The sequence below is a fragment of the Dietzia sp. DQ11-38-2 genome (assembly GCF_014145055.1).
GTDB lineage: Bacteria > Actinomycetota > Actinomycetes > Mycobacteriales > Mycobacteriaceae > Dietzia.
This window is the reverse complement of sequence record NZ_JAALDW010000012.1, coordinates 1-4,674: the sequence shown is the minus strand read 5'-3', so window position 1 is coordinate 4,674 and position 4,674 is coordinate 1. Positions and strand designations below refer to the sequence as shown.

Annotated in this window: 5 protein-coding genes; 2 read left to right on the top strand and 3 right to left on the bottom strand. The window is 68.4% G+C overall.

All coding sequences use genetic code 11. The features are described 5' to 3' along the window. Positions 1-308: helix-turn-helix domain-containing protein (locus tag G6026_RS00545; RefSeq protein ID WP_182611935.1), on the bottom strand; the 308-nt coding region annotated here is incomplete at its 3' end. A gap of 149 nt (positions 309-457) precedes the next feature. Between G6026_RS00545 and G6026_RS00540 the strand changes: the two genes are divergently transcribed. Both G6026_RS00540 and G6026_RS00535 read left to right on the top strand, forming a co-directional pair. Continuing rightward, a complete protein-coding gene (locus tag G6026_RS00540) occupies positions 458-1,486 on the top strand; it encodes a hypothetical protein (protein WP_182611934.1) in 1,029 nt (342 codons plus the stop codon). Positions 1,487-1,586: 100 nt separating this feature from the next. Next, complete coding sequence (locus tag G6026_RS00535; protein WP_182611933.1) at positions 1,587-2,132, top strand: hypothetical protein; 546 nt, start codon at positions 1,587-1,589, stop codon at positions 2,130-2,132. 172 nt (positions 2,133-2,304) lie between these two features. On the opposite strand, the gene ccsB is transcribed toward G6026_RS00535, so the two are convergent. Both ccsB and G6026_RS00525 read right to left on the bottom strand, forming a co-directional pair. After that, positions 2,305-3,333 (bottom strand): c-type cytochrome biogenesis protein CcsB, encoded by a 1,029-nt coding sequence (ccsB, locus tag G6026_RS00530; RefSeq protein ID WP_182611932.1) that lies wholly within the window; start codon positions 3,331-3,333, stop codon positions 2,305-2,307. Continuing rightward, positions 3,330-4,674 (bottom strand): cytochrome c biogenesis protein ResB (locus G6026_RS00525; RefSeq protein WP_182611931.1); only part of this gene is annotated, 1,345 nt, incomplete at its 5' end. The genes G6026_RS00525 and ccsB, both read right to left, overlap by 4 nt.

The following is a 4,674-nucleotide window of genomic DNA, read 5'->3' as shown; positions in this document are numbered from 1 at the left end:
ACCCGAACCTCCCGGGCCCGGGCGTTTCCGGCCGGCTGGTCGACGACGACGAGGCCACGCTCGCGCATCCTGTTCAACGCCTGCGAGACGGCCGACCTGCTCACCCCGGTCCGCTCGGCGAGCTCGCTGGGCGAGATCGCGCGTTCGGCGGCGACGAGGTGACAGACCTCGGCCTCCACCATCGTCAGTCGATCGCCGGTTCCGTAGTCGCAGGCCAGCCGCCGGGAACGCTGAACCTTGTCGAAGACCCGCAGCATCGCGGTGGTGACCGCGGACTCGAGCTCGGCGCGGGCGCGATCGGCACTCATTCTCAATCCGTTCCTGGGGGTGGACCCACCGTACGCGGTCGGCTACGGTGAAGCGACTTCACTATTAAGTGGCTTAATTATTTCGGTGGGGCGTCGAACTCGCCGTAGCCGAATCACCGAGCCACGCCCGGCCCCCGGAGGAACCACCCATGACAGCTGCATATCCCGGCGACGAGTACGCGTCCCCAGGACACCCCCACGGCGCCACGCTCCAGCCCAAGAGCCTGTTCGCCCAGATCTATGAAGTGGCGTCCACCTCGATCTCCACGGTGATCAACGCCGCGCGACGCTTCGCGCGGACTCGCTGGAACTCCCGGGCCCCGGGTGACTCGGTCGCCGCAACGACCACGGCGACCGTCACCGACACCGCATCGCGATCCGAATCCGCGACTGCACCGGGCGACAGGAGTTCGTCGTCACTACTGAAGGCGCTGCTCGGTGTCCTTCGCCCACGCGAGGACGGAAAGGGGCTCTCCTCTCTCCAGAGAGGACTCTTCGGAGTCCTCGCCGCCTTCTTCGCGATCCATCCGGTCTTCTGGTTCCTCGAGACCAAGGTCGGGATCCCCCAGCAGATCACGTCGACATCCATGGTGCTCTGCGTCGTAGGGCTCTTCGCCACAGCGCTGGCGTTGCCCTGGATGCGGCTTCCGGGCCAGGCGGAGCGCACGCGGGCAGAGCGCCTCGGCGCGACGATCATCGTCTGGGTGTTCATCGCCCTGGCGCCACGATTCATCTGGGAACTGCCCTGGCTCTTCTTCTTCGACAAGATCAAGGAAGGGGTCCTCAACCAGTCCCTCTGGACCTACATGTGGGCCCCGGTGCTGATGGGAGGCGATGCCCGCTACCTCAACGGGGACCCGCTGGTCGTCACCATGGAATGGATCGCGGTCTTCGTGGGCGCGTTCGAGCTCTACGCGATCATCCAATTCTTCCGGAACGGCAAGCGCTTCACGGTCAACCAGCTCGGCCTGATCATGTCCGGAATGGTCGTGGAGGTCACGTTGCCGGCGGTGTACTTCGGGGTCGAGATCGCCAACAAGCTCGAGAACATGTCCAGCCCGGTCGAGATGTGGGTGAAGTTCGTCCTGCTCAACCTGCTGTGGTGCACCATGCCGATTCTCACCTTTGTCTGGGGGCTGAGGCGGATCGGCAGCCAGGACCTCGCGGTGAAGTTCTAGCCGGTGGAACTCTCGCTCCGCGCGGGCACGCGTCTCGCCCCGTCGGCGTCCGGTTCGACCGTTGACCGCGAATCGGCCGCCGGCGGGGCATCATGATTCCATGACCAGACCCTCCAACACCTCCGCCATCGCCTCCGCCACCGGCCGACCGTGGGAGGAGTGGGTCGAGATGCTGGAGCGGGCCGGCGCGCGCGAGTTGCCGCACTCGGCGATCGCCAAGGCGACCCTGGAGATGATGCCGGAGTCCGTCGAGCGCGCCGAGTGGTGGGCCCAGGGCACGGCCATCGCCTACGAGCAGCACGCCGGACTGCGGGTTCCGGGGCAGTCGTGCACCGGCGACTTCCAGATGTCCACCTCGCGGACCATCAGCGGGGACATGGACACGGCGCTGCAGGCGTGGGTCGCGCTCGCGGGCGACCGCGAGGAGTTCGGCGGCGTCGGGATCGAGGCCCCCGCGACCACGTCGAGCAGCGAGAAGTGGCGCTACTGGCGGGTCCCGCTGGCCGACGGCACGCGCGTGGCCCTGAACTTCAGCGACAAGAAGAACGGCAAGGCCTCGGTGGGGCTGACGCACACCAAGCTCGACTCGGCCGAGGCGATCAGCTACTGGAAACCCGTGTGGAAGGACCTGCTCGCGCAGCTGTGAGGGGCTGCGCGCACCCCTGTGCCAGCCCCCTGTGCCAGCCGCTGTGCCAGCCGCTCCCCTGGACGTACTCCTGCCGTCACTTATGCGCAGGCGAGAGTTCATCGCGACGGGCGGCTGTGCGAGGAGTGGGCAGGCGCTCGCGCGGATGCCCGGCACGGCGGGGCTGGATGCCTCAGTTCAGCCCGGCGTAGGAGTGCAGGCCCGAGACCACGATGTTGATGAAGAACAGGTTGAACACCAGCACCGCGAATCCGGCGATGTTGATCCAGGCGGCCTTCTTGGGGCCCCAGCCGCTCGTCGCGCGGGCGTGGAGATACCCGGCGTAGAGCACCCAGGAGATGAAGGACGCCGTCTCCTTGGGATCCCAGCCCCAGAACCGGCCCCACGCGCTCTCCGCCCAGACCGCGCCCAGCAGGATGCCCACGCTGAAGATCGGGAAGCCGATCACCGTGGTGCGGTACGCCAGACGGTCCAGGGTCTCGGCGGCGGGGAGCGGCCGGGTCAGGGCCGCTCCCCAGCCCGTCTCCCGGCCCTGCGGCTGCCAGACGCGCAGCAGGTACATGATGGACACCACGCCGGGGACGAGCAGGATCCCCGAGCCCAGCGCGATGATCGACACGTGGATCGGGAGCCAGTACGAGCGCAGTGCGGGCACCACGGGCGCGGCGTCGGAGTACAGGTGTGTCCCGCCGACGAACAGCAGCACCAGCACCGGCACCAGCATGTACGGCCACACCACCTGGAGCGCGGGCTTGCGCAGCCAGATCAGTCCCGCGCCCATCGCCAAGAGCGTGGTGCCCAGGATGAACTCGTACATGTTCCCCCACGGGAACCGGTCGGTGGCCAGCCCGCGCAGCACCAGCGAGGCGGCCTGGAAGACGAACCCGACGATCACGAACAGGTGCGCGATCCGCGCCCAGCGCATGCTGCCCGCCGAGGCGCGGTTCTCGTCACCGGTGTCGGTGAGCGAGGTGGACTCGGTCAGCCCGGCCCCCGTCGGGCCCGCCGCGGTCGACCCCGGCCCGCCGGCGCCCACCAGCTCGCGATCGGAGACCTTCGCCACGCGGAACCCCGCGTAGTAGATCAAGGAGGCGATCAGGGCCAGGACGTAGATACCGAACGCGGTACGGAACGCCAGGTCGCTGTACGTCGAGAGCGTCTCGTCGATGGGCAGGCCCTGGGCGAGTATCAGAGTGTTCACCGGGTGTCGTCCTTCCGCGGAGCGTCGCCGGCGGAGCCGCGACTGGTTGCAGTGTGTCCCGAGTCGGCCTCCTCGGGCAACACGGGTGTGACGGTCGCCGCTGCGACCAGCCGGTCCCGGAGGTCGTCGAACTCCGAGCCCCAGCCCATCCGGTCCGTCCGGGCGAGGCCACCCAGGTCGACACGGGTCACCTCGTCGTCGTCGACGATCACGCGCGCCCAGATCCGGCGGCGCCGCACCATCAGGCTGAGGATCAACCCGCCCATCATGACGACGGCGGCCACGCCGACCCAGATCTGCGTGGGGTCCTCGGAGACCTGGATGTTGATGAACTCCTCGGCGCCGTCGAACCGGACCTCGGTGCCGTCGGGGAGGGTGGTGGACTCGCCGGGGAACAGGTTGACGCGCGCCTGCCGTTCGAGCGCACCCGACTCGATGAGATCGGAGTCCAGCGAGAAGATGGACTGCGGCCGCCCGGTGTCGAGCCCGGCGTCGCCCTGGTAGACGTCGATCGCCACCGCCGGGTCGTCCATGTTGGGAAAGCGCGAGCTCAGCAGGGTTCCGTCGAACGACGCGGTGGGCGCGAACAGGCCCTGCACAGCGATCTGCTGAGTGCGGCGCTCGCGCAGGTCGGGGTACATGCCGGCCGGCGGGTCGAAGCGCATGATGCCCGACGACAAGAAGGTCTGCAGCTCGGTGGGCTGCCAGTGCTGGGTGTCCGTGCGGGTCTCACCGTTGGGGAACGTGACGGTGAAGGTGGGCGCGAAACCGTGGCCCTGCAGGTAGACGCGGGTCGAGCCGATGCGAAGGGGGTGGTTGACCCGCATCTCGAACGGCTCCCACGTCTGCGGATCGGTGGTCGCGACCTCCTCGGTGAACCGCACGTTGGAGGTGAACATCTCGGCCTGGCCGTTGGGCAGGTAGTCGGCGCGGAAGTCCTCGATCTTGATGCAGAACTGCTCGAGATCGGTTCCGTCGACCAGCAGGCCCGCCCGGAACGTGTCGTACGCACTGGGGGTGGTGTTGCAGAAGGCCGGCGACTCGGCGTTGGCGATGATCACGCGCATCCCCTCGGCGTAGACGAACTTGCCCGCCGCGAACATGATGAGCAGGGCCAGCAGACCGAAGTGGAAGACGATGTTGCCCACCTCACGCGTGTAGCCGCGCTCGGAGGAGAGCTCGATGGTGCCGGGGACGCGGCCGTCGCCGTCGTTGCGCCGCACCCGCCACCCCTTGAGCTCGGCCTGCACCCGGTCGGCGGCCTCCTCGGGCGTGGCGGTGGTGCGGTACGCGGCGTGGTGGGGCAGGCGCGACAGGTTGCGGGGCGTGAGCGGCGGGGGA

Coding starts and splice junctions, on each gene's coding strand:
- G6026_RS00540 (WP_182611934.1), top strand. CDS start 458: ATGACAGCTGCATATCCCGGCGACGAGTACGCGTCCCCAGGACACCCC.
- G6026_RS00535 (WP_182611933.1), top strand. CDS start 1,587: ATGACCAGACCCTCCAACACCTCCGCCATCGCCTCCGCCACCGGCCGA.